The following is a 20,491-nucleotide window of genomic DNA, read 5'->3' as shown; positions in this document are numbered from 1 at the left end:
GCCACAACCGCGCCGGGAAGGCACGGGCTTCGCGTCAGCCGTTCCGGCCCACGAACCGTTCCAGCCAATGGATCGTGTAGTCGCCGGCCTGGAATTCCGGGTCTTCCATGATGCGCTTGTGCAGCGGCAACGTGGTCTCGATGCCGTCCACCACCATCTCGTCCAGCGCGCGCCGGGTGCGGGCGATGGCCTGGGCGCGAGTGGGCGCATGGACGATCAGCTTGGCCACCAGGCTGTCGTAATGCGGCGGCACCGAATAGCCGGAATAGAGCGCGCTATCCACCCGCACGCCGAGGCCCCCCGGCGCGTGATAGGTCGTGACGCGGCCGGGCGAGGGCGCGAAGGTCTCGGGGTGCTCGGCCGTCACGCGACATTCGATGGCGTGGCCCGAGAAGCGCACATCCTCCTGGCCATAGCCCAGCTTCTCGCCGGCGGCGACGCGGATCTGCTCGCGCACCAAATCCACGCCGCAGACCATCTCGGTGACGGGATGTTCCACCTGCAGGCGGGTGTTCATCTCGATGAAGGCGAACTGCCCATCCTGCCACAGGAATTCCAGCGTGCCGGCGTTGCGGTAGCCCAGCTGCCGCAGGCCGGCCGTCACCTGGGCGCCCAGCGCGTCGCGCTCGGCGGGTGTCAGCACGGGGCTGCCGGCCTCTTCGACCAGCTTCTGGTGGCGCCGTTGCAGCGAGCAGTCGCGCTCGCCGAAATGCACGACATTGCCGTGGGTGTCGGCCAGCACCTGCAATTCGATGTGGCGCGGGCGGTCGAGGTATTTCTCGAGATAGACCTCGTCATTGCCGAAGGCGGCCTTGGCCTCGGTGCGGGCCACGCGCCAGGCCTCCTCGATCTCGGAGGCATCGCGGGCCACCTTCATGCCGCGCCCGCCGCCGCCCGCCGCGGCCTTGATCAGCACGGGGTACATGACCTCCTCGGCCACGGAACGCGCCTCCTCCAGCGAGGAGAGCGCGCCCTTGGAGCCGGGCACCAGCGGCACCCCCAGGCGGCGCATGGTGTCCTTGGCGGTGATCTTGTCGCCCATCATGCGGATGTGGTCCGCGGTGGGGCCGATGAAGGTGAAGCCGTGCGCCTCCACCATCTCCGCGAACTTGGCGTTCTCGCTGAGGAAGCCATAGCCCGGATGGATGGCGTCCGCTCCGGTAATCGCAGCCGCCGAAAGGATGTTGGCGACGTTGAGGTAGCTCTCCCGCGCGGAAGGCGGGCCGATGCACACGCTCTCATCGGCGAGGCGCACATGCATGGCCGTCTCGTCAGCCGTGCTGTGGACCGCGACGGTGCGGATGCCCATTTCCTGGCAGGCGCGGTGGACGCGCAGCGCGATCTCGCCACGATTGGCGATCAGAACCTTTTTCATGCCCTCAGGCGCCGGGCGCGCGCTGCGCGCGCTTGGCTGCGCCGCGCGACGGGTGCGCGGGCAGGGAGGTCAGGTGGGCGGCGCCGGCCGCGTTGCGGCCGGATTCTCGGAGGGCGGTGACGGGCCGGTGGGGTTGCGCGCGGGTGGCCATGGGCATCACTCCACCAGCACCAGCGGCTCCCCGTACTCCACGGGGGTGCCGGCCTCGACCAGGATGCGCGTGACGGTGCCGGCGCGCGTGGCCTTGATCTGGTTGAAGGTCTTCATCGCCTCGATCAGCAGCAGGGTCTGGCCCACCGCCACCTTGCTGCCCAGGCTCACGAAGGGCGCCGCACCCGGCTCGGGCGCCAGGTAGGCCACGCCCACCATCGGCGACGTCACCAGGCCGGGGTGCTTCGGGTCGAGCGAATCAACGGCCGCCGCCGCGGCGGCGACGGGCGCCACCGGCACCGGGGCCGGGGCGGGCGCCTGGGGCGCCGGATAGTAGGCGGGGGCCGCCGGCGCCACCGTCACCACCCGCGCCACGCGGATGCGCGCATCCTTCTCGGACAGCTCGATCTCGGTCAGGTCGGTTTCACGCAGGATGTCCGCGAGGCGACGGATCGCCTCCGGGTCGAACTGGATGCCGCTGGTCATTATTCCTCGTCCTCACCATCCGCGATCAGCCCCGCCATGGCCTGGAGCGCGAGCGCATAGCCCGCCACCCCCAGCCCGGCGATGACCCCCGTCGCCGCCTTCGAGACCAGGCTGTGCTGACGGAATTCCTCGCGTCGGTGGATGTTCGTGATGTGCACCTCGATCACCGGCAGGCCCACGGCCAACAGCGCGTCCAGCACGGCCACCGAGGTGGTGGTGTAGCCCGCCGGGTTGATGACGATGCCCTGCGCGTGGCCCCGGCATTCCTGGATCCAGGTGACGAGCTCGCCCTCGGAATTGGTCTGGCGGAAATCAATGGCCAGCCCCAGCTCCTCCGCGGCCTCGGCGCAGAGGGCCTCCACATCATCCAGCGTGGCGGTGCCGTATTTCTCCGGCTCCCGCGTGCCGAGCATGTTGATGTTGGGGCCGTTCAGGACGGCGACGAGCTGCATGGCTTGATCCGGACCGGTGACAAAAGGCGCGAGCGGTGCGGCTAGCACGCGCGCCCGCAGAGCGGCAAGCGGCCCGAGGGGAGGGCAGGGGCGCGGGGGCGTCCTTGCCCTGATGGCGGGGCCTCGCCATGTTCCCCCCATGACGGACACCTCCCTGGCCGGGACGCGCACGGCCCCCACCCTCCGCCTCACGGTGAATGGCGAGGCCCTCTCGCTGCCCGCGGGCGTGAGCGTGGCCGGGCTGCTGGACCATCTGGGCCTGCCCCGCCGCAAGATCGCGGTGGAACGCAACCTCGAGATCGTCCCGCGCTCCCTCTACGACGAGACGTCGCTGAGCGACGGTGACCAGATCGAGATCGTCCATTTCATCGGGGGCGGCTGACATGAACGCGACCACGCTGGAGGATGACGGCTGGACCGTGGCCGGGCGGCGCTTCCGCTCGCGCCTCGTGGTCGGCACGGGTCGCTACAAGTCGCTGGAGGAGACGGCGGCCAGCATCGCCGCCAGCGGCGCCGAGATGGTGACGGTGGCCGTGCGCCGGGTGAACCTGAGCGACCCCAATGCGCCCATGCTGCAGGACTTCGTCCCGCCCACGCAGTACACCTATCTGCCCAACACCGCCGGCTGCCACACCGCGCAGGACGCCGTACGCACCCTGCGCCTGGCGCGCGAGGCCGGTGGCTGGAACCTGGTCAAGCTGGAGGTTCTGGGCCCGCCGCCCTTCCTCTACCCGGACATGGCCGCGACCTTCGAGGCCGCCGCCGCCCTGCTGGCCGACAATTTCGAGGTGATGGTCTATTGCGCCGATGACCCCGTGGCGGCCAAGCGCCTGGAGGAGATGGGCTGCGTCGCCATCATGCCGCTGGGTGCCCCCATCGGCTCCGGCATGGGGGTGGTGAACCCCTATATGATCCGCGCCATCAAGGCGCAGGCGAAGGTGCCGGTGCTGGTGGATGCGGGCATCGGCACGGCCAGCGAGGCCGCCCAGGCCATGGAACTGGGCTGCGACGCGGTGCTGCTGAACAGCGCCATCGCCCATGCCCAGGATCCGGTGCGGATGGCGGCGGCCATGAAGCATGCGGTCATCGCAGGGCGCCATGCATATCTGGCGGGGCGGATGCCGCGCGACTACCGGGCGGACCCCTCCAGCCCCACCACCGGGACCATCCGCTGAGCCTCAGTCGAGGCGGATCCCCTCCTCGGCAATGATGCGCGCCATCAGCGCGCGCTCCTCCGCCAGGAATGCCGCGAGATGGGTGGGGCCGCGCGCCTCGGGCTGAAGGCCGAGGGCGGCCAAGCGGGGCGCGATCTCGGCCTCGCCCATCGCTTCGATGGCAGCTTCCGCCACGCGCGCGACCACCCCCTCCGGCGTGCCCGCCGGCACCAGCAGCGCCACCCAGTCGCCATGGGCGAAGCCGGGGAGGCCCTGTTCGGCGATGGTCTTGACCTCGGGCAGCGCCGCCGCGCGGGTGGCGGTGGAAACGCCCAGCGCCCGCAGCCGCCCGTCGGCCAGCAGCGGCGCGGCCAACGCCAGCGAGGTGAAGCCGAAGGGCACATCGCCCCGCAGCATCCCCTGCACCTGGTCCGCACCGCCCCGATACGGCACGTGCTCGCCCGCGATGCCGGCCCGGCGCAGCAGGGCGGCGGCCGCGATATGGGTGCGCGAGCCCACGCCCACGCTGCCATAGCGCGCGTGGCGCGGATCGGCCCGCAGGCGCTCGACCAGGGCCGGCACATCCCCCACGCCGAAGCCGGGCCGCGCCACCAGCACGAGGGGCAGGGTGGCCAGCAGCGTGACCGGCGCCAGGTCCCGCGCATAGTCGAGGCCGAGGCCGCGCATCAGGAAGGGGTTCACCGCCTGGCCGCCAGAATCCAGCAGCAGCGTGCCGCCATCGGGCGCCGAATGCGCCACATGGCCCGAGGCCACGGCCCCGCCCGCGCCGCTTCGGTTCTCGGGCGTCACCAGCGCCCCCAGGCGCGCCGCCATGCGCGGCGCCAGCATCCGGCCCAGGATGTCGGTGGATCCTCCGGGCGGAAAGGCGATGACGAGGCGGATGTTGGCGGGCTGCGCCTGCGCCACCGCCGGCAGCAGCGGCAGGGCGAGCAGCGCCCGGCGCCTCATGCCGCGGCGGCCACCACCGCCGCGCCCAGCTCGGCCAGCGCTGCGTCCCGGGCCGCCATCGCCGCCGGGCCCTCGGTCAGGTAGGCCGTGACCAGGATGGGGGGCCGCCCGCCTGGCGGCCAGAGCAGGCCGACCACCGAACGGCTGTTGAAGCCCCCCGCCCCGGTGCGGTCCCCCGCCGCCCAACCGGCGGGCAGGCTGGCGCGCAACAACGGGCCGCCCGTGCGGTTCGCGCGCATCCAGGCCAGCAGCCGGGCGCGGCTGGCCGGGGACAGCGCTTCGCCCAGCGTCAGCGCCCGCATGGTGGCCAGCATGGCGAGCGGCGTGGTGGTGTCGCGCGGGTCGCCGGGGCGGGCCTCGTTCAGTTCCGTCTCGCAACGGTCCAGGCGGGACTGCGCGTCGCCGATGCCGCGCAGGAAGGCGGTCAGCGCCGCCGGGCCGCCCAGCGCGTCGAGCAGCAGGTTGGCGGCGGTGTTGTCGCTGATGGTCATGCAGGCCTCGGCCAGGGCCTCGACCGTCAGCCCGGGCCCGCCCGCCGCGCCCTCGGTCACGGGCGACCAGGTGACCAGCGCCTCGCGTCCGAACGGGATGCGGCGGTCCAGGCTTTCCTGCCCCGCCTCCACCCGCGCCAGCACGGCCGCGGCCAGTGGCAGCTTGAAGGTGCTGGTGAGGGGAAAGCGCTCCTCGCCCCGGTGGGCCACGGCCTGGCCGGTGGCGAGATCCAGCACCGCCGCGCCCAGCCGCCCGCCATGCCGCCGTTCGATGCGGGCGAAGGCTTCGGGCAGGGCGGTCCAGCCCTGGGCGCGGGCGGGGGACGCGGCCAGGGCCGCCGCCCCGACCGCCATGGTGCGTCGTGTGATCATGCGCCCGCCCCATAGACCAACATGGGGGCGGGCGGTATTGGCGCGGCCGCGTTTTTCGCCACTGGCGCCACGGCGTTGCCGAACGGCTGGTTCATGGCTTCGGTGATTCCACCGAAGCCGATCAGACGCTAGCCTTCGAGGCGGATGCCCTCGGCCTGGATCAACGTGCCCATTTCCTCGCGCCGCTGGCGCAGGAAGGTGGCGAAGGCCTCCGGCCCATGGGCGGCGGGTTCCAGGCCGAGGCTGAGGAAGCGCTGCTGCAGTTCCGGGTCGTTCATCGCCCCCCGCACCGCGGAAGCCATGCGCGACACCGCCTCGCTCGGCGTGTTGGCAGGCGCGTAGATCGCGTGGAAGTCGTAGATGGAAAAGCCAGGGAAGCCGCTTTCCGCCACCGTCGGCACGTCGGGATAGGCCCGCGCCCGCTGCGGCGTGGACGCCACCAGCGGCCGGATCGCCCCGTCGCGGATCAGCCCCGCGATGGTCGGGATGGTGCTGAAGGTGGTGATGGTGTCGCCGCGGCGGATGGAGGTCAGCTGGTCCGCGCCCCCCCGATAGGGCACATGCGTGGCCTGGAGCTGCGCCCGGCGCATCAGCAGCGCCCCCGCCAGGTGCGAGCCGGTGCCGACGCCCGAGCTGCCATAGCTGACCTGACCCGGGTTGGCGCGCGCATGGGCCACGAAGCCCTGGAAGTCGCGGATGGGGCTGTCCCCGCGCACGATCAGCAGCGCGGGCAGGATGGTGGCCTGCGTCACGGGCGCGAAGGCCGTGGCGTAGTCGAAGCCGAGGCCGCGCATGAGGTGCGGGTTGGTCGTGGCCCCGCCCGCGTCGAGGGCGAAGGTGCTGCCATCGGCCGGCGCGCTGGCCAGGGCCGCCATGGCCACCGCGCCATTGGCCCCGCCGCGATTGTCCACCACCACGGTGTGGCCCAACTGCCGCTCGATCGCGGGTGCGATGATGCGGCCCAGGATGTCGGTGGACCCACCCGGCGGGAAGGTGACGAGAAGGCGGGTGACACGCTGCTGCGCGATGGCGGGCGCGGCGAGCAGGCCAGCGCCGGCGATGAGAAGGCCACGTTTCGTGGGCATCGGTTTCCTCCGGTGTTGATCGGCGTAGGATGCGCCGATGCCCGTCCTTCGCAAGCCCGATCAGAGGTCGCCATGAGCCTGTTCGCCGGCCAGGCGCCGCGTCCGCTCGCGGACCGGATGCGGCCCGCCCATTTGCATGAGGTGGTGGGGCAGGACCACCTGCTGGGGCCGGAGGGCCCGCTCGGCCGCATGGTGGCGGCCGGCGCCTTGTCCTCGCTGATCCTCTGGGGGCCACCGGGCACGGGCAAGACCACCATCGCGCGCCTGCTGGCCGAGGTGTCGGACCTGCATTTCGAGGCGATCAGCGCCATCCAGTCGGGCGTGGTGGAATTGCGGAAAATCTTCGAGGCCGCGCGGCGCCGGCGCGAGGGCGGGCAGGGCACCCTGCTGTTCTGCGACGAGATCCACCGCTTCAACCGCGCCCAGCAGGATGCCTTCCTGCCCGTGGTCGAGGACGGCACGGTGACGCTGGTCGGCGCGACCACCGAAAACCCCTCCTTCGAGCTGAACGGCGCGCTGCTCTCGCGCTGCCGGGTGCTGGTGCTGCAGGCCCTGGACGAGGCGGCACTCGGCGCGCTGGTGGCGCGGGCGGAGGCGGCGCTGGGCGCACCCCTGCGCCTGACGGACGAAGCGCGGGCCGCCCTGCTTTCACTGGCCGGCGGCGATGGGCGCTACCTGCTGAACCTGGTCGAGCAGGTGGCCACCCTGCCGGGCGAGGAGGTGCTGGACCCGGCCGGCCTCGGCCGCGTGCTCCAGCGCCGCATGGCGACGCATGACAAGGCGGGCGATGGCCATTACGACCTGCTGAGCGCCTTCCATAAGTCGCTTCGCGGCTCGGACGTGCAGGCGGCGCTGTACTACGCCGCGCGGATGATGGTGGGGGGCGAGGCGCCGGAAGTGGTATTCCGCCGCCTGCTATGCGCCGCCAGCGAGGATGTGGGCACGGCCGACCCCCAGGCCATGGTGCAGGTGATCGCGGCCTGGGATGCCTATGAGCGCGTGGGCTGGCCCGAGGCCAAGCTCTTCATGGCCCAGGCCATCACCTATGTGGCGACGGCGCCCAAGTCGAACGCGGCCTATATGGGCTTCACCCGCGCCCTGGCCGCCGCCGAGCGCAGCGCGCACCTGCCGCCGCCGCTGTCCGTGCTGAACGCGCCCACGAAGATGATGAAGGAGCTGGGCTACCACGCCGGCTACCAATACGACCACGACGCGCCGGAAGCCTATGCGGGGCAGGAATTCCTGCCCGAGGCGCTGCGCGCGGAGGAATTCTTCACGCCCAACGAGCGTGGCTTCGAGCGGGAAATCCGAAAGCGCCTGGACTACTGGTCCGGGCTGAAGGCGCGGCGCGGGGGTTGAGGCCGCGCCGCCCGGCCCATCAGGCCATGTTCACCATGATGGTCTTCTTGTGGGTGAAGTGCTCCAGCATGGCCTCCAGCGAGGCCTCCTTGCCCAGGCCGGACGACTTCACGCCGCCGTAGCTGAGGTTCGCCTGCACCACCAGGTTCTGGTTGATCTGCACCAGCCCCGCCTCCAGCCGGTGCGCGAGATCGAGGCCCACCTTGAGGTTGTTGGTCCAGAGCGAGGCGGCCAGCCCGTATTCGCTGTCATTGGCCTCGGCCAGCACCGCCTCGGCGTCGTCGAAGGGCTGGATGACGGTGACGGGGCCGAAGATCTCCTCGCGCACCAGGCGGGAATTGCCGTCCAGGCCCGTGAAGATCACGGGGCGCAGGAACAGCCCCTTCTTCAGCGCGGGATCGGTCGGCATGGCGCTGCACTCATGCGCGGTGGCGCCGGCGGTGCGCTTGCCCTCTTCGATGAAGCCCTGGACCTTCTCGAACTGGCCCTCGCTGATGATGGTGCCGATGTCGGTCTTCTCGTCCAGCGGGTCGCCCATCACCATGGCGTCCACGGCCTTCTTCATCTCGGCCACGAAGGCCTCGAAGATGGGGCGCTCCACATAGATGCGGCTGGCCGCCGTGCAGCTCTGCCCCTGGCGGGTGAAGCGCATGGAGGTGATGGCGCCGGCCACCGTCTTCTCGAAGTCGCAATCGGCGAAGACGATCATGGGCGACTTGCCGCCCAGCTCCAGCGTGACGGGCACGAGCTTGTCGGCGGCCGCCTTGGCCACGATCTTGCCGGTCTCGACGCTGCCGGTGAAGGTCACCTTCCGCACCTTGGGGTGCGTGACCAGCGGCGCGCCGCATTCCGGGCCGAAGCCGCTCAGCATGTTGAAGCAGCCCGGCGGCAGGATGCGGTTCATCAGTTCGCAGATGCGCAGCACGGTCAGCGGCGCCTCCTCGGCCGACTTCACCACCACCGTGTTGCCGGCGACCAGCGCGGGCGCGATCTTCAGCGCCATCAGCAGCAGCGGCACGTTCCAGGGGATGATGGCGCCGACCACGCCCAGCGGCTCGCGCACGGTTACGGACAGCACATTGGGGGCGAAGGGCACGCTTTCGCCCTTCAGCTCGGAACCCAGGCCGCCGAAGAATTCGAAGACGTCCGCCACCACGCCGGCCTCGACGCGGCTTTCGGTGCGCAGGGCCTTGCCGGTTTCGAGCGCGATGAGGCGCGAAAGCTCCTCCTGGTGCGCCTTCAGCAGGGCCGCGCACTGGTGCACCAGCGCGCCGCGCTTGCGGGCGGGCACCTTGGCCCATTCCTTCTGGGCGCGGGCGGCATCCTGCACGGCGGCGTCCACATCGGCGGCGTCACCCTCGGCGGCGCGGGCCACTTCCTCGCCGGTCGCGGGGTTCACCACCGCGAAGGTCTTGCCGGAACGGGCCGGCACATAGCGCCCACCCACGAAATGCAGGCCGGACAGCGCCTTGGCCAGCGCGCGGCAATCCGTGGTGGGGTCGGCCGGGGTGGGGTGCGGCGTGTCGAGCATGGGCGATATCCTCCGTAGGCCGGCGACCATGCGACGGATGGGGGGCGCCGGGCAACCCTGGCGGGCCGCCGCCGTTGCTTGGTCAACAGAGGAGACCCCCGATGACCGAGCCCACCACCCCCGATGCCATGTCGCGCGAGAAGGCCCGCGCCCTGCTGGACGACATCCGCATTGTCATGCTGGCCACCCATTCGCCCGATGGCGGGCTGCACGCGCGGCCCATGCAGATCGTGGGTTTGGAGGGCAGCACCATCTGGTTCTTCACCGATGTGAACAGCCCGAAATCCATGGAGATCGGCCGCGAGCATGACGTGCTGGTCGCGGCCTCCTGCCCCGAGCGGAAGGAATACGTCTCGGTGGCCGGCACCGCGCGCGTAGTGCAGGACGTGGCGAAGCAAGCGGACCTCTGGACCGAGGATGCCCGTCCCTGGTTCCCGGAAGGCGCCCGCAGCGAGGACCTGGCGCTGATCTCCGTCACCATGCGCTCGGCCGAATACTGGGACAGCAAGCCCACCGGCGGCTTCCTCGCCTTCAGCTACATCCAGGCGATGCACGAGGGCGAGGAAGGCGAGGCCCAGCACGGGAAGGCCCGCTTCGGGGGCTGACGCCCCCTGCCGTCAGCTCCGCGTGATCGTCAGCCCGGCGGCTTCCACCACGCTGCGCCAACGGGCGATCTCGTCGCGGATATGGGCGGCGGCACTCTCCGGCGTGCTGTCGGCCACCACCTCGGTGCCGATTTCGGCCATGCGGCGGGCCACCTCGGGGTCCGACACCGCCCGGCCGAAGGCGGCGTTGAGGCGCAGCAGGGTCTCCGCCGGCGTTCCCGGCGGCGCCACCGCCATGGTCCAGGAGCCGGCGTTGAAGCCCGTGAGACCCTCCTCATGCAGGGTGGGCAGCTCGGGGAAGGCGCGGGAGCGTGCGCGCGTGGCCACCGCCAGACCCCGCACGCGCCCGTCCCGCAGCGCGGCGGCCAGGGTGGCGGTGGTCTCGATGGTGAAGGTCACCTCCCCGCTGGCGACGGCCTGCAGGGCCGGGCCGCCGCCGCGATAGGGCACATGGGTGGCGCGCAGTCCACCCGCCGCCTGCAGGAACCACTCGCAGGCCAGATGCGTGATGGAACCCACCCCCGCCGAGGCATAGTTGTGCCGCCCAGGCTCGGCCCGCAGCAGGGCGATGAGGTGCGCCGTCTCGCGCAGCGGCAGGCCAGGATTCACCGCCAGCGCCTGGGGCGTGACGCCGAACAGCGCGATGGGCGCGAAGTCGCGCTCGGCGTCATAGGGCAGGTCGGGGAAGACGGCCGGGTTGACGCCGTGGGTGGAGGCGGTGGCCAGGAGCAGGGTGCGGCCATCGGGTGCCGCGCGTCGCACCGCCTCGGCGGCCACCGCTCCGCCTGCGCCCGGCCGGTTTTCGATGACCACGAGATTTTCCAGCGCACGGCTTAGCGCCTCCTGGATCAACCGCGCGGCGATGTCGGTGGTGCCGCCGGGCGCGAAGGGCACCAGCAGCGTGACGGGGCGTCCCCCCTGGGCGCGGGCGATGCCAGGGGCGAGAAGCCCCCCGAGAAAAAGCGCGCGGCGGCCGGTGCGGGGCATGGGCGTCTCCTTGTGCAAGGCCGCTCGGGTAGCGCCGGCAGATGACCGTGGCGCGGCGCGGGGATGACGCGGTAGTGAAAGCGCCGCCGCCCGGCCGGAGGCCCGATGCCCGACCACCCCCTTCTCGACCTTCCCGATCGCGCCGCCTGGCGCGCCTGGCTCGCGGAGAATCACGGTGCTTCGGGCAGCGTGTGGCTCGTGATCCCGCGCAAGGGCCATGGCGCGCTGACCAGCGAGGACGCGGTGCTGGAGGCGCTGTGCTTCGGCTGGATCGACAGCCGCCCGCGCAAGCTCGACGCCACGCGCTCCCTGCTGCTGATGTCACCGCGCCGGCCGGGCAGCGCCTGGTCGGGCGTGAACAAGGCGCGGGTGGAGCGGCTGGCGGCCGCCGGCCTGATGGCCGCCCCGGGTGAGGCCGCCATCCGGCGCAGCATGCAGGATGGTGGCTGGACGCGCCTCGACGCCGCGACGGCGCTGACCGAGCCGGAGGCCCTGCTGGACGCGCTGCGCGCCACGCCTGGCGCCTTGGAGGCCTGGCAGGGTTTTCCGGCCTCGCACCGCCGGGCGAACCTCGAATGGGTGGCGCAGGCCAGGCGCCCCGCCACGCGGGCCGTCCGGATCGCCGAGATCGCGACGCGGGCGGCGCGGGGTGAGCGTGCCAATACTTGGAAGCGTCCCTGATTTCGCGCTTGCGCCGGCCATGCTGCAAGTGCGAAGGCGGTTTCCATGCGGGAAGGCGTTCACATCACCGGCGCGGCGGGGGCGGGGACTTCGACATTGGGGGCCCGCATCGCCCAGCGGCGCGGCTGGGCCTATGCCGAAACGGATGACGCGCTGTGGCTGCCGACCGAGCCGCCCTACCAGCAGCTCCGCCCGGCGCCGGAGCGAATCCCCTTCCTCCGCGCGCGGATCCCGGAAGGACAGCCCTATGTGCTCTCGGGCGCCGTGCTGGGCTGGGGCGAGGCGCTGACCTCCGAATTCCGCATGGTCGTGTTTCTCGACACCCCGCGGGAGGTGCGGCTGGCGCGCCTCAGGCTGCGCGAGGCGGCGCGCTTCGGCGCGGCGGTGGCGCCGGGCGGCGCGCGGCGGGCGGAATACCTCGAATTCCTGGCCTGGGCCGCCGCCTATGACGCCGGCACCGAGCCGGGGCGCAGTCGGGCCCGGCATGAGGCCTGGTTCAGCACCCTCCCTTGCCCCCTGCTGCGCCTCGAAGGCACTCTGCCGCCGGATGAACTGGTGCGCCGCACGGAAGCGGCGCTGGAGAAGATATTCGCATGACCAATCCTTCCGGCCCGCTCAAGGGGCTTCGCGTGCTCGACCTCACCCGCGTCCTCGCGGGGCCCACCTGCACCCAGATGCTGGGGGACCTCGGCGCCGAGGTCATCAAGATCGAACGGCCCGAGGCGGGCGACGACACGCGCGGCTTTGCCCCCCCCTTCTGGCCGGAGACGAAGGAAAGCGCCTATTTCTTGGGGGTGAACCGCAACAAGCTCTCGGTCACGGTGGACATCGCCAAGCCCGAGGGCCAGGCCGTGATCCACAAGCTGCTGGAGCATTGCGACATCCTGGCCGAGAACTTCAAGGTCGGCGCGCTGGCCAAGTATGGCCTGGGCTGGGAGCAGTTGAAGGAGAAGTATCCCCGGCTGATCTATTGCTCCATCACGGGCTTCGGCCAGACCGGCCCCTATGCGCCGCGCCCAGGCTATGACGCGCTGATCCAGGCGATGGGCGGCGTCATGTCCCTCACCGGCGAGCCCAATGGCAGCCCGCAGAAGGTGGGCGTGCCGGTGGCGGACCTGTTTGCCGGCCTCTATGGCTGCATCGGCATCCTGGCCGCGCTGAACCACCGCAACGCCACCGGCCAGGGCCAGCAAATTGATATCGGCATGCTGGACACGCATGTGGCCTGGCTGGCCAACCAGGGCATGAACTACATCGCGACCGGCGAGAACCCGCCGCGCCTGGGCAACCAGCACCCCAACATCAGCCCCTACCAGGAATTCCCGACCAAGGACGGCTACATGATCCTGGCCGTGGGCAACGACCCCACCTTCGAACGCTTCTGCAAGGCCTTCGGCCAGGAGGCGCTGCTGGCCGACCCGCGCTTCGCCACCAACCCCCAGCGCGTGGCCAATCGCGATCTCGTGACGCAGACGCTGACGCCGCTCACCAAGTCCAAGACCACCACCGAATGGGTGGAGGCGCTGGAGGCGCTGAAGATCGCCTGCGGGCCGATCAACACGCTGGAGCAGGTCTTCGCCGACCCGCACGTGCAGGCGCGCGGCATGCGGGTGAAGATGCCCCATGCCTCGGGGCAGGAGATCGAGGTCATCGCCAACCCGGTGAAGCTCTCGGCCACGCCGCCCGACTACCGCGTGCCGCCGCCGGTGCTGGGCCAGCACACGGAGGAGGTGCTGCGCGGGCTGCTCGGCATGGAGGCGGCCGAGGTGGCCGCGCTGAAGGAAAAGGGCATCCTGTGACGCCGCGCGCGGGACAGCTTGAGGCGCAGACGCCCGCCGGCAGCGTGCTGCTGCGCTGGGTGGAGTGGGGGCCGGCCGATGGCCGACCCGTGCTCTGCGTCCATGGGCTGACCCGCAACGGGCGGGACTTCGACGCACTGGCCATGGCGCTGGCCGAGCAGGGCCGGCGCGTGGTCTGCCCCGACATGCCGGGCCGCGGCATGTCGGGCTGGCTGTCCGATGGCATGGCCTATGCGGTGCCGACCTACCTGGCCGCCCTCGCGCCCCTTCTGGAAGGGCTGGGCGAGGTGGACTGGGTGGGCACCTCCATGGGCGGGCTCATCGCCATGGGGCAATGCACGCTGCCCGGCACGCGCATCCGCCGCCTGGTGCTGAACGACATCGGCCCCTTCGTGCCGGTGGCGGCGCTGGAACGCATCCGCGCCTATTTGGGCGTGCCGGTGGAATTCGCCGATGTGGCGGGGCTGGAGGCGCATCTGCGCCGCGTCCATGCCCCCTTCGGGCCGCTGACCGACGCGCAATGGGCGCATCTGGCCGCGCATTCCGCGCGCATGACGCCCACGGGCCGGGTGGTGCCGCACCAGGACCCCGCCATCCTGACGCCCATGCAGGGGGCACTTTCGGACCTGGACCTCTGGGCGCTCTGGCCCGCCGCGGCGCAGCGGCCCGTGCTGGTGCTGTGGGGCGAGACCTCGGACCTGCTGCTCCCTGAGACCGCGGCGCGAATGGCCGAAAGCCCGGGCGTGCGGGTCGAGACCATCGCGGGCTGTGGCCATGCCCCGGCCCTGATGGACCCGGCGCAGATGGCCTTGGTGGCCGGCTTCCTGGCCGGTTGAACCTCTCCGCCCGCGGCGCGTCGAAATCCACCCTGCATTGATCTGGATCAAGGGGCCGCCTGCCCCTGATGGCATAGTTTCAGCCCGTTCTTAAGCATCGAAAGATATACCGGATCGCTGACATAGCGCGGCCGGAACGAGGAGGCGGCATGCCAGTTTCCCCCGACATCCTTCGCGCGGCGCTGGGCCGGCGTGGCCTGCTGCTGGGCGCGGGCGCCCTGGCCGGGGTGGGCGCCGTGGCGCGCGCGCCCCAGGCGGCGGTCGCCACCTCGGCCCGGATCATCGTGATCGGCGCCGGCGCGGCCGGCCTCGCCACCGCCTCGCGCCTCGCCATGGGGTTGTCGGGGGCCAGCATCACGATGCTCGACAAGCGGCGGGAGCATCACTACCAGCCGGGCTACACCCTCGTGGCGGCGGGGCTGAAAAGCCCGGACTATGTGCTCTCTTCCACGCGCGAGTGGGTGGCGCGCGGCGTGAACTGGGTGGAGGAGGCCGCGGCCGAGATAGACCCGGTGGGCAAGACCGTCACCACCGATGCCGGCCAGCGCCTGCCCTACGACTTCCTGGTGGTGGCCACGGGCCTCACGCTCGACTACGGCGCCATCGAGGGCATGGATGTCTCCCGCATCGGCCAGAACGGGTTGGGCAGCGTCTATGCCGGCCCCGCCCAGGCGGCGGCCACCTGGCGCGCCATGTCGGACTTCGCGGACAAGGGCGGGCAGGGCGTCTTCCTGCGCCCGGCCACCGAGATGAAATGCGCCGGCGCGCCCCTGAAATACGCCTTCCTGACCGATGACTACCTGCGCCGCCGCGGCAACCGGGGCCGCGCGGAACTCACCTACAACGCGCAGAACCGCGTGCTGTTCAGCGTGCCGATCGTGGCCGAGCGGGTGCGGATGCTCTACGCCGAGCGCAACATCCGGGTCACGCATGACCATGTGCTGCGTAAGATCGACCTAGACCGCCGCATCGCCACCTTCCGCACGCCGCAGGGCGATGCCGAGCAGGCCTATGACTTCATCAACGTGATCCCGCCCATGCGCGCACCGGAGGTGGTGCGCAACTCGCCGCTGCCCTGGCAGACCGGGCCCTGGGCCGCCGATGGCTGGGCCGAGGTGGACCGCCACACGCTGCGCCATGTCCGCTTCCCCGAGGTGTTCTGCGTGGGCGACGTGGCGGGCGTGCCCAAGGGCAAGACGGCGGCCAGCGTGAAGTGGCAGGTGCCGGTGGCGGTGGACCACCTCATCGCCACCATCCAGGGCCGCGAGAGCGCCGAGCGCTACAACGGCTACACCTCCTGCCCGCTCATCACGCGGGTGGGGCGCGCGATGCTGGTGGAGTTCGACTACAACGACAACCTGGTGCCCTCCTTCCCCGGCGTGATCGCGCCGCTGGAGGAGCTCTGGATTTCCTGGATCATGAAGGAGGTGGGGCTGAAGCCCACCTACCTCGCCATGCTGCGCGGCCGCGCCTGAGGAGGGGAGGACATCATGAAGGAACTCGATCTCGCCACGCTGGTGGCCGTCTTCCAGGAAATGCTGGGCTGGACCTTCTGGCCGCTGGTGGCGCTGGCGGCATTGGCCACGCTCGCCTTCCTGCGCGTGCTGCTGCGCGACCGTTCGCTCATTCCCCAGCGGCTGGTCTGGGCCGAGGCGCTGGGCGTCATGGGCGGCGTGGTCGCGGTGCTGGTGATGTTCACCGTGACCAGCTCGGGCTTCGCCGATTTGGGCGGGCCGATTGATTGGCTGCTGGTGCTGGCCATCTTCGGCTTCGGCACGGTGGGCACGGCGTTGGGGCTCTACGCGGCGCTCGGGCTGTTCCGGCGCCGCGTGGCATAGCGTCCGATCGGGTGAAGGTCAGCCCGCCTTGATCAGCCGCGCCGCCTGCACCGCGAAATAGGTCAGGATGCCGTTGGCGCCGGCGCGCTTGAAGCACATCAGGCTTTCCATCATGGCGCGGTCATGGTCCAGCCAGCCGCGCTCGATGGCTGCCATCAGCATCGAATACTCGCCGCTCACCTGATAGACGAAGGTGGGCGCGCCGAACTCCCGCCGCACCCGGTGCACAACATCCAGATAGGGCAGGCCGGGCTTCACCATCACCATGTCCGCCCCCTCCGCGAGGTCCAGCGCCACTTCGCGCAGCGCCTCGTCGGTGTTGGCGGGATCCATCTGGTAGGTCTTCTTGTCCTTCGGACCCGCGCGGTCCGGTCCGGTGAGGGAGCCGATGGCGTCGCGGAAGGGGGCGTAGAAGCCCGAGGCATACTTGGCCGCATAGGACATGATGCGCGTGCGCTGCAGCCCCTCGGCGTCCAGGGCCGCGCGGATGGTGCCGATGCGCCCGTCCATCATGTCGCTGGGCGCGACGATGTCCACGCCCGCCTTCGCGTAGTTGATGGACATGGTGACGAGCGCCTTCACGCTCTCCTCGTTGTCCACCTCGCCATTCCGCACCACGCCGTCATGGGCGTGGCTGGTATAGGTGTCGAGCGCCACGTCGCCGATGACGCCAAGCCCGGGATGCGCGGCCTTCAGCGCGCGCGCGGCGCGGCAGGTGAGGTTGTCGGGATCGAGCGCACCGGTCCCGTCCTCGTCGCGCGCCTCCATGGGCGTGTAGGGGAACAGCGCCACCGCGGGGATGCCCAGCGCGGCGGCCTCGGCCACATGCTCGGCCACCACATCGGGGCTGACACGCAGCACGCCGGGCATGGAAGGCACCTCGACTCGCTGGCCCGTGCCTTCCGTCAGGAAGATGGGCCAGATCAAATCGCCCACATGCAGCGCGTTCTCGGCCACCAGGGCGCGCGTCCAGGCGTCCTGGCGGTTGCGCCGCATGCGGGTGGTGGGGAAGGAACCTGCGTAGTGCATCACGCCTCCGATGGCTGAAGCGCCGGCAGGGCGCGGAAGGCTGAATCGGCGGCGCGCATCAGTTCAGCGCCTGTTCGAGATCCGCGATGATGTCGTCAATGTGCTCGATGCCGATGGACAGGCGCACATAGCCCGGTGTCACCCCGCTCATCGCCTGCTCGCTCTCATCGAGCTGGCTGTGGGTGGTGGTGGCCGGATGGATGGCGAGGCTGCGCGCATCGCCGATGTTCGCCACATGGTAGAACATCTTGAGCTTCTCGATGAAGGCCTGCCCCGCCTCCTTCCCGCCCGCGAGCTCGATGCCCATCAGGCTGCCCATGCCGCCCTTGAGGTGCGCGTCGGCGCGCTTACGTGCCTCGCCCTCGGCCAGGGAGGGGTGGATCACCTTCGTCACCTTGGGGTGCGCCGCCAGATACGCGGCCGCCTTGATGGCGTTGCTGCAATGGCGTTCCATGCGCAGCGGCAGCGTCTCCAGCCCCTGCAGAAACATGAAGGCGTTGAAGGGCGACATGGGCGCGCCGATGTCGCGCAGCAGGCAGGTCCGCATCCGCAGGATATAGGCGATGGGCCCGAGCGGCTTGGCCGCCTGCGACCACACCGCGCCGTGATAGCTGGGGTCGGGCTTGTTCAGCGTGGGGAAGCGGTCCCCGCCCGCCTCCCAGTCGAAATTGCCGCCATCCACCACGATGCCGCCGATGGAGGTGCCATGCCCGCCAATCCACTTGGTGGTGGAGTGCATGACGATGGCCGCGCCATGCTGGAAGGGCTTGCAGATGATGGGCGCCGCTGTGTTGTCCATGATCAGCGGCACGCCCAGCCGCCGGCCGATGGCCGCCACCTCTGCGATGGGGAAGACCTGCAGCTTCGGGTTGGGCAGCGTCTCGGCGTAATAGGCGCGGGTGCGGGCGTCGGTGGCGCGGGCGAAGCCCTCGGGGTCGGCGGGGTCCACGAAGCGGACCTCGATGCCGAACTGCTTCAGCGTGTTGGCGAAGAGGTTCCAGGTGCCGCCATAGAGGTCGGTGGAACTCACGATGTTGTCGCCGGCCTCGCAGAGGTTCATCACGCAGAAGGTGGTCGCCGCCTGGCCCGAGCCCACCGCGAGTGCGGCCGCGCCCCCCTCCATGGCCGCGATGCGCGTCTCCAGCGCGTCGCAGGTGGGGTTCATGATGCGGGTGTAAATGTTGCCCAGCTCCGCCAGGCCGAACAGGCGGGCGGCATGCCCCGTGTCCTGGAACTGGAAGCTGGTGGTCTGGTGGATGGGCACCGCGACGGAGCCGGTGTTCGGGTCCGCGCGGTGGCTGCCGCCATGCAGGGCGATGGTCTCGGGGTTGGTGTACTGGCTCATCCTGGCATCCCTCGCATTTGCGGCGAGGGTGCCACCAGTTGCCCGCCGGCGAAAGGGTTGCGGCTCAGGGGCGGGCGGGGGCCTGGGTGCCGGGGGTGACGCCCGGGACGATGCCTGGCGGCGGCGTCTCGGTGGCCGGGCGCAGCGTCTCGGTGCCGTTGCCCTGGGCGCCCATCAGCGTCCAGCTGCCCTCCATCACATCGCCGTCGCGCAGCTCATAGACGCCCATGCCGGTCATGTTGCCGGCGGTGAAGGCGGTGGCGAAGGTGCGGCCGGAGACCATGGCCACGCCCTCGATCGTCTCGCGCCCGATGGTCCAGACCAGGTGGAAGCTCGACAGCCCCACCTGCCGCAGCTCCAGCAGGCCCCGGTATTCGGAACCATCGAGGTTGCGGCCCGTCACCTCGTAGACGCCGCTGCGCTGGGCGGCGGCGGGGGAGGCGGCGCCCCAGGACAGGGCGGGGGCCAGCAGCGCGGCCAGGAAAAGGCGCTTCATCGGGGCGGGTATCCTCATTTCACCAGGGCGACACGGAGGGAGTTGGTCGTCCCCGGGGTGCCGAAGGGAACGCCCGCGGTGACGACGATCTCCTCGCCCGTCCTCGCGAACCCTTCCTGCATCGCGGCCCGGGTGGCGCGCGCCACCATCTCCGTCATGGAGTGGATATCCTGGACCACGAGCGGATGCACCCCCCACACCACGGCCAGGCGCCGGGCGGATTCCGTGCGCGGCGTCAGGCCCAGGATGGGGCAGTCCGGCCGCTCCCGCGCCACCCGCAGCGTGGTGCTGGCGGTGGAGGTGAAGGTCGCCACCACCTGCGCGCCGATGGTGCGGGCCACCTGGGCGGCCGCGGCGGCGATGGCGCCGGCGCTGCTGCGCTCGGCCTCGGGGCGGCTCTGGTCGGTCTGGGCGCGCCAGCCGGCATCTTGCTCGGTGCGGGCCACGATGCGGTCCATGATGGAGACGGCCTCCAGCGGGTATTGCCCCGCCGCCGTCTCGGCCGAGAGCATCACCGCATCCGCCCCGTCGAACACCGCCGTCGCCACGTCGGAGGCCTCGGCGCGGGTGGGGGAGGGGGCGGAGATCATGCTCTCCAGCATCTGCGTCGCCACCACGACGGGCTTGCCCAGGGCGCGCGCGGCACGCACCAGGCGCTTCTGCACCAGCGGCACCTCCTCGGGCGGAAGTTCCACGCCGAGGTCGCCGCGCGCCACCATCACCGCATCCGCCAGCGCCAGGATGCCGTCCATGTTCTCGACGGCCTGGGGCTTCTCCATCTTCACCATGATCCAGGCGCGCCCGCCCGCGATCTCCTGCGCCTCGGCCACGTCCTCGGGGCGCTGCACGAAGCTGAGGCCCACATATTCGATGCCGAGCGGCAGCACGAAGTCGAGGTCGGCGCGGTCCTTGGCGGTGAGGGCCGGGATGGGCAGGGCCACGTCGGGCACGTTCACGCCCTTGCGGTCGGAGAGCGGGCCGCCCACCACCACCTCGGTCTCCAGGTGGTCGCCCTCCACCTGGCGCGTCACGCGCAGCTTCAGCTTGCCGTCATCCAGCAGCAGGGAGGTGCCGATGCGCGCGGCCGCGATGATCTCGGGGTGGGGCAATTGCGCGCGTCGCACATCGCCCGGCGTGGGGCTGAGGTCGAGGCGGAAGGGCTTGCCGGGGGTGAGCTGCACGCGCCCGGCGGCGAACTTGCCCACGCGCAGCTTGGGGCCTTGCACATCGGCCAGGATGCCGATGGGCCGGCCCAGGCGCTTCTCCACGTCGCGGATCATCTCGATGCGCTGGGCGTGGTCCTCGTGGCTGCCATGGCTGAAGTTCAGCCGGAACACGTCGGCGCCCGCGCGGAACAGCTTCTCGATGACCTCGACGGTGCTGCTCGCTGGGCCGAGGGTGGCGATGATCTTGGTGCGCCGGTGGCGCCGCATGGGAATGCGAGGGGGCAT

General features: G+C 71.1%; 23 protein-coding genes. 10 read left to right on the top strand and 13 right to left on the bottom strand.

Features of this window, described 5'->3' with window-relative positions; genetic code table 11:
- Nucleotides 1-34: 34 nt before the first annotated feature.
- Genes accC through aroQ form a run of 4 tightly spaced genes read right to left on the bottom strand, consistent with a single transcriptional unit; the run spans nucleotide 35 to nucleotide 2,463 of the window.
- On the bottom strand, nucleotides 35-1,375 hold the full coding sequence (gene accC, locus JTN19_RS16200) for an acetyl-CoA carboxylase biotin carboxylase subunit (RefSeq protein WP_206934728.1): 1,341 nt from the start codon (nucleotides 1,373-1,375) through the stop codon (nucleotides 35-37).
- A gap of 4 nt (nucleotides 1,376-1,379) precedes the next feature.
- Nucleotides 1,380-1,526, bottom strand: a complete 147-nt coding sequence (locus JTN19_RS16195; RefSeq protein WP_206934725.1) for a hypothetical protein — start codon at nucleotides 1,524-1,526, stop codon at nucleotides 1,380-1,382.
- A gap of 5 nt (nucleotides 1,527-1,531) precedes the next feature.
- On the bottom strand, nucleotides 1,532-2,011 hold the full coding sequence (gene accB / locus JTN19_RS16190) for an acetyl-CoA carboxylase biotin carboxyl carrier protein (RefSeq protein WP_206934723.1): 480 nt from the start codon (nucleotides 2,009-2,011) through the stop codon (nucleotides 1,532-1,534).
- Nucleotides 2,011-2,463 carry a type II 3-dehydroquinate dehydratase gene (gene aroQ, locus JTN19_RS16185; protein ID WP_184385604.1) on the bottom strand — a complete coding sequence of 151 codons (453 nt, stop codon included), beginning with the start codon at nucleotides 2,461-2,463 and terminating at the stop codon, nucleotides 2,011-2,013. The genes accB and aroQ overlap by 1 nt, the downstream gene beginning before the upstream one ends.
- A gap of 139 nt (nucleotides 2,464-2,602) precedes the next feature.
- Between aroQ and thiS the strand changes: the two genes are divergently transcribed.
- Both thiS and JTN19_RS16175 read left to right on the top strand, forming a co-directional pair.
- Nucleotides 2,603-2,845, top strand: a complete 243-nt coding sequence (gene thiS, locus JTN19_RS16180) for a sulfur carrier protein ThiS (RefSeq protein WP_206934722.1) — start codon at nucleotides 2,603-2,605, stop codon at nucleotides 2,843-2,845.
- Nucleotide 2,846: 1 nt separating this feature from the next.
- Entirely contained in the window at nucleotides 2,847-3,638 is a 792-nt protein-coding gene (locus JTN19_RS16175; protein ID WP_206934721.1) for a HisA/HisF-related TIM barrel protein, read from the top strand.
- A 3-nt stretch (nucleotides 3,639-3,641) separates the two neighbouring features.
- Here the strand turns inward: JTN19_RS16175 and JTN19_RS16170 are convergent, their stop codons facing one another.
- The 3 genes from JTN19_RS16170 to JTN19_RS16160 all read right to left on the bottom strand — a co-directional run bounded on the left by JTN19_RS16170 (nucleotide 3,642) and on the right by JTN19_RS16160 (nucleotide 6,534).
- Nucleotides 3,642-4,586, bottom strand: a complete 945-nt coding sequence (locus JTN19_RS16170; protein ID WP_206934720.1) for a Bug family tripartite tricarboxylate transporter substrate binding protein — start codon at nucleotides 4,584-4,586, stop codon at nucleotides 3,642-3,644.
- Entirely contained in the window at nucleotides 4,583-5,431 is an 849-nt protein-coding gene (bla, locus tag JTN19_RS16165) for a class A beta-lactamase (protein ID WP_408901888.1), read from the bottom strand. The genes JTN19_RS16170 and bla overlap by 4 nt, the downstream gene beginning before the upstream one ends.
- A 146-nt stretch (nucleotides 5,432-5,577) precedes the next feature.
- Nucleotides 5,578-6,534 carry a Bug family tripartite tricarboxylate transporter substrate binding protein gene (locus JTN19_RS16160; protein WP_206934718.1) on the bottom strand — a complete coding sequence of 319 codons (957 nt, stop codon included), beginning with the start codon at nucleotides 6,532-6,534 and terminating at the stop codon, nucleotides 5,578-5,580.
- Nucleotides 6,535-6,606: 72 nt separating this feature from the next.
- Here JTN19_RS16160 and JTN19_RS16155 point away from each other — a divergent pair, with 72 nt between their 5' ends.
- Nucleotides 6,607-7,893 (top strand): replication-associated recombination protein A, encoded by a 1,287-nt coding sequence (locus JTN19_RS16155; RefSeq protein WP_206934717.1) that lies wholly within the window; start codon nucleotides 6,607-6,609, stop codon nucleotides 7,891-7,893.
- A gap of 19 nt (nucleotides 7,894-7,912) precedes the next feature.
- On the opposite strand, the gene JTN19_RS16150 is transcribed toward JTN19_RS16155, so the two are convergent.
- Entirely contained in the window at nucleotides 7,913-9,424 is a 1,512-nt protein-coding gene (locus JTN19_RS16150) for an aldehyde dehydrogenase family protein (RefSeq protein ID WP_206934716.1), read from the bottom strand.
- Nucleotides 9,425-9,525: 101 nt separating this feature from the next.
- On the opposite strand from JTN19_RS16150, the gene JTN19_RS16145 reads away from it, so the two are divergent.
- Nucleotides 9,526-10,029, top strand: a complete 504-nt coding sequence (locus JTN19_RS16145) for a pyridoxamine 5'-phosphate oxidase family protein (RefSeq protein WP_206934714.1) — start codon at nucleotides 9,526-9,528, stop codon at nucleotides 10,027-10,029.
- 12 nt (nucleotides 10,030-10,041) lie between these two features.
- Here the strand turns inward: JTN19_RS16145 and JTN19_RS16140 are convergent, their stop codons facing one another.
- On the bottom strand, nucleotides 10,042-11,016 hold the full coding sequence (locus JTN19_RS16140) for a Bug family tripartite tricarboxylate transporter substrate binding protein (RefSeq protein ID WP_206934712.1): 975 nt from the start codon (nucleotides 11,014-11,016) through the stop codon (nucleotides 10,042-10,044).
- A 105-nt stretch (nucleotides 11,017-11,121) separates the two neighbouring features.
- Here JTN19_RS16140 and JTN19_RS16135 point away from each other — a divergent pair, with 105 nt between their 5' ends.
- The 6 genes from JTN19_RS16135 (at nucleotide 11,122) to JTN19_RS16110 (ending at nucleotide 16,170) form a co-directional block, all read left to right on the top strand.
- Nucleotides 11,122-11,697 (top strand): YdeI/OmpD-associated family protein, encoded by a 576-nt coding sequence (locus JTN19_RS16135; protein WP_206934710.1) that lies wholly within the window; start codon nucleotides 11,122-11,124, stop codon nucleotides 11,695-11,697.
- Nucleotides 11,698-11,742: 45 nt separating this feature from the next.
- Nucleotides 11,743-12,294 (top strand): P-loop NTPase family protein, encoded by a 552-nt coding sequence (locus JTN19_RS16130; protein WP_206934708.1) that lies wholly within the window; start codon nucleotides 11,743-11,745, stop codon nucleotides 12,292-12,294.
- On the top strand, nucleotides 12,291-13,496 hold the full coding sequence (locus JTN19_RS16125; protein ID WP_206934706.1) for a CaiB/BaiF CoA transferase family protein: 1,206 nt from the start codon (nucleotides 12,291-12,293) through the stop codon (nucleotides 13,494-13,496). Before JTN19_RS16130 ends, JTN19_RS16125 begins: the two co-directional genes overlap by 4 nt.
- Nucleotides 13,493-14,332 carry an alpha/beta fold hydrolase gene (locus JTN19_RS16120; RefSeq protein ID WP_206934705.1) on the top strand — a complete coding sequence of 280 codons (840 nt, stop codon included), beginning with the start codon at nucleotides 13,493-13,495 and terminating at the stop codon, nucleotides 14,330-14,332. Before JTN19_RS16125 ends, JTN19_RS16120 begins: the two co-directional genes overlap by 4 nt.
- Before the next feature lie 149 nt (nucleotides 14,333-14,481).
- Complete coding sequence (locus tag JTN19_RS16115) at nucleotides 14,482-15,807, top strand: NAD(P)/FAD-dependent oxidoreductase (protein ID WP_206934703.1); 1,326 nt, start codon at nucleotides 14,482-14,484, stop codon at nucleotides 15,805-15,807.
- 15 nt (nucleotides 15,808-15,822) lie between these two features.
- Nucleotides 15,823-16,170 carry a DUF5368 domain-containing protein gene (locus JTN19_RS16110; protein ID WP_191085716.1) on the top strand — a complete coding sequence of 116 codons (348 nt, stop codon included), beginning with the start codon at nucleotides 15,823-15,825 and terminating at the stop codon, nucleotides 16,168-16,170.
- Between the two features lie 18 nt (nucleotides 16,171-16,188).
- On the opposite strand, the gene hemB is transcribed toward JTN19_RS16110, so the two are convergent.
- From hemB to pyk, 4 genes are all read right to left on the bottom strand, one after another.
- Nucleotides 16,189-17,199 (bottom strand): porphobilinogen synthase, encoded by a 1,011-nt coding sequence (gene hemB, locus JTN19_RS16105; protein ID WP_206934700.1) that lies wholly within the window; start codon nucleotides 17,197-17,199, stop codon nucleotides 16,189-16,191.
- 58 nt (nucleotides 17,200-17,257) lie between these two features.
- A complete protein-coding gene (locus JTN19_RS16100) occupies nucleotides 17,258-18,544 on the bottom strand; it encodes an O-acetylhomoserine aminocarboxypropyltransferase/cysteine synthase family protein (RefSeq protein ID WP_206934698.1) in 1,287 nt (428 codons plus the stop codon).
- A gap of 64 nt (nucleotides 18,545-18,608) precedes the next feature.
- Entirely contained in the window at nucleotides 18,609-19,040 is a 432-nt protein-coding gene (locus JTN19_RS16095) for a hypothetical protein (RefSeq protein ID WP_206934696.1), read from the bottom strand.
- A 14-nt stretch (nucleotides 19,041-19,054) separates the two neighbouring features.
- Nucleotides 19,055-20,491, bottom strand: coding sequence for a pyruvate kinase (gene pyk, locus JTN19_RS16090; protein ID WP_206934693.1), 1,437 nt, complete (start codon nucleotides 20,489-20,491; stop codon nucleotides 19,055-19,057).

This window comes from Roseococcus thiosulfatophilus, from assembly GCF_017311575.1.
Classification (GTDB): Bacteria; Pseudomonadota; Alphaproteobacteria; order Acetobacterales; family Acetobacteraceae; genus Roseococcus; species Roseococcus thiosulfatophilus.
The sequence above is the reverse complement of the archived record's forward strand: the minus strand, read 5'-3'. Positions and strand labels throughout refer to the sequence as shown.